This is a genomic window from Streptomyces sp. SID5785 (assembly GCF_009870065.1).
GTDB lineage: Bacteria > Actinomycetota > Actinomycetes > Streptomycetales > Streptomycetaceae > Streptomyces.
In genome coordinates this window covers 1-2,761 of the sequence record NZ_WWIA01000087.1, presented here as the reverse complement: position 1 = coordinate 2,761, position 2,761 = coordinate 1, and the positions used below count along the sequence as shown (strand labels likewise).

At 74.8% G+C, this 2,761-nt stretch carries 4 protein-coding genes; 3 read left to right on the top strand and 1 reads right to left on the bottom strand.

The genetic code is table 11. From position 1 onward, the window contains the following. The first annotated feature begins 2 nt into the window (after positions 1–2). The 3 genes from GTW43_RS02850 (at position 3) to GTW43_RS02840 (ending at position 1,835) form a co-directional block, all read left to right on the top strand. Positions 3–941 (top strand): zinc-binding dehydrogenase, encoded by a 939-nt coding sequence (locus GTW43_RS02850; RefSeq protein WP_343245876.1) that lies wholly within the window; start codon positions 3–5, stop codon positions 939–941. 118 nt (positions 942–1,059) lie between these two features. Then, positions 1,060–1,269, top strand: coding sequence for a helix-turn-helix domain-containing protein (locus GTW43_RS02845; protein ID WP_161299955.1), 210 nt, complete (start codon positions 1,060–1,062; stop codon positions 1,267–1,269). Continuing rightward, positions 1,269–1,835: a Clp protease N-terminal domain-containing protein gene (locus GTW43_RS02840; RefSeq protein ID WP_161299959.1), complete on the top strand. Its 567-nt coding sequence runs from the start codon at positions 1,269–1,271 to the stop codon at positions 1,833–1,835. Before GTW43_RS02845 ends, GTW43_RS02840 begins: the two co-directional genes overlap by 1 nt. A gap of 119 nt (positions 1,836–1,954) precedes the next feature. On the opposite strand, the gene GTW43_RS02835 is transcribed toward GTW43_RS02840, so the two are convergent. Next, positions 1,955–2,761: ATP synthase F0 subunit B (locus tag GTW43_RS02835; RefSeq protein WP_161299954.1), on the bottom strand; the 807-nt coding region annotated here is incomplete at its 5' end.

Here is a 2,761-nt window from a genome sequence, read left to right as displayed (position 1 = left end):
TCATCGACCGTGATCAGCCGCTGAACGGACTGGAGCTGGGGGAGCGTCCCGCCCCCGTCGACCGGCCGGGCTGGACCACCGTGAACGTCAAGGCCGCCTCCCTCAACCACCATGACCTGTGGTCCCTGCGCGGGGTCGGGCTCGGCGAGGAGTCGCTGCCCATGATCCTCGGCTGCGACGCCGCCGGTGTCGACCAGGACGGCAACGAGGTCGTGCTCCACTCCGTGATCGGCGAGACCGGCCACGGCGTCGGCCCGCGCGAGCGCCGCTCGATCCTCACCGAGAAGTACCAGGGGACCTTCGCCGAGCAGGTCACCGTCCCCGAGTGGAACGTGCTGCCCAAGCCGAAGGAGCTCTCCTTCGAGCAGGCCGCCTGCCTCCCCACGGCCTGGCTGACCGCGTACCGGATGCTCTTCACCAACGCCGGGGTGCGCCCCGGCGACTCCGTCCTCGTGCAGGGCGCCGGCGGTGGGGTCGCCACGGCCGCCATCGCCCTCGGCAGGGCCGCGGGCCTCCGGGTCTTCGCGACCAGCCGCGACGAGGCCAAGCGCAAGCGGGCTCTCGAACTCGGCGCCGTCGAGGCGCTGGAGTCCGGGGCGCGGCTGCCGCAGCGCGTCGACGCCGTGATCGAGACGGTGGGTGCCGCCACCTGGTCCCACTCCGTCAAGTCCCTGCGCCCCGGCGGCACGCTCGTGATCTCCGGCGCGACCAGCGGCCCCAACCCGCCGGCCGCCGAGCTCAACCGCATCTTCTTCCTCGAACTCAAGGTCGTCGGCTCCACGATGGGCTCCAAGGACGAGCTCGAGGACCTGCTGTCGTTCTGCGCCGCGACCGGGGTGCGCCCGGTGATCGACGAGGTGCTGCCGCTCGACCGGGCCCGCGACGGCTTCGAGAAGATGGCGGGCGGCGACCTGTTCGGCAAGGTCGTGCTGACCGTGTGACTCACCCGCACGCGAACGTGACGAAGGGCGCCCCGGCCGGGGCGCCCTTCGTCGTGTGCGGCCTCTTGTCATGTCAACGATGGTTGACATGGCTTGCCTGTCAACCTACATTGACAGCATGACCGAAGCAACGGATCTCGCCGAGCGGGCGGGCGCGCGTGACCCGCGCGTCGGGCTGCGGGCGGTCGCCGCGCTGCGGCGGCTGCTGGAGCAGTTGGAAGCGGTACAGGTGCGCAGCGCGCGCCATCAGGGCTGGTCGTGGCAGGAGATCGCGGCCGAGCTGGGAGTCAGCCGACAGGCCGTGCACAAGAAGTACGGGAGGCGATGATGTTCGAACGGTTCACCCAGGGCGCCCGCGACGTCGTACGGGGCGCCGTCGCCCATGCCGAGCAGGAGCGCGCCCCGCACGTCGACGAGGGGCATCTGCTGCTCGCCCTCCTCGAGGCACGCGGCACACGCGCCGCCTTCGCCCTGGGCGCCCTCGGTGCCGCCACCGAGGCGCGCCGCGCCTCGATCGGCCGGGGCCTGACCGAGGCCCGCCGCCGCGCGGGCCTCTCGCAGGCCGACGCCGAGGCCCTCGCGGGACTCGGCATCGACGTCGACGCGATCGTCTCCCGGATCGAGGAGACCCATGGCGTCGGCGCCCTGAGCGGAGGCCGGCGGTTCGGCGGGCGCCGCCCGTTCACCAAGGAGGCCAAGGGGGTCCTGGAGCGCTCCCTGCGGATCGCCCTCGCCCACCGCGACCGGTCCATCGGCGACCAGCACCTGCTGCTCGCCCTCACGACCCGCCCCGGCACGGTGGGGGAGGTGCTCGCCGAGCACGGAGTGACGGCGGACGCCGTGGAGCGCGTGCTGTACGGCTCCGCCGGTGGCGGGCAGGCGGCGGCGAGCTAGGTGCACTGACCCGCAGCGTTGTCGACGCGGCTGAGGGGCGGTGGCCGTGGCGTCCCGTCGCCCGCCGCGGAGGGCGGCGAAGCAGGGCGGGGCGCCACAAGCGTGGCCCGCGGCCCGCGCTAACCCTTCGGGGTCCGCAGAGCCGCGCCGATGTGGGCCGCCGCCTCCGAGAGCCGGCGGCGGGCCTCTCCGAGCTGGTCCGGCGAGACGCCGTGGTCGCGGGCTGCGTCCCGGATGTCGTCGCGGAAACGGTCGAGCAGTCGGTCGAGGTCCCGGGCCGGGTCCCCGGTGGAGTCCTCGCCCGCGGCCCAGTCGGGCACGTACGCGACCGGGATGTCCTCCGAGGCGGGCCGGAACGCGGCGTCACCGGTCGGTCCGGCCGGTGCGGACGAGCCGAACGCCTTCGCCGGCTCCGACGGATGCGACGGCTCCGACGGCTCGGGGTGGTCGGCGGCAGCCGGTGCGTCCGGGGCCGGGGCGGAGCCCGTGGTCCCCCGGCCGTGCCCGGTGTCCTTGCCGAAGGACTTGCCGAACTCGCCGAACTCCCTCGCCAGTTCGGACAGGCCCTCGCGCACGCCCGTCGGCCAGTCCCCCCGCGTGAAGTGGTCCTGCACCTGGTCCTGCACCCGCCGGGCCATGCGCTGGAACTCCTCCTGCGCCTGCGCCCGCACCTTGTCCTGCGTCTCCTTGGCCTGGCGGCGCGCCCGCTGGGCCTCCTCGCGGGCCCGGCGGCTCTCGTCCTTCGCGCGCCGCGCCTGCTCCTTCCACTCCTGCTTGGCGCGGCGCAGCTCCTCCTTGGCCGCCCGCCAGGACTCGTGGTCCGTCAGGTCCGCCAGGCCGCCGGGGCCGGCGCCGGGCCCGCTTGCGGTGCCGCCCGCGCCGCGGCCGCCGCGGGCCTGTGACGCGGCGGCCCGCATCTCGCGGCG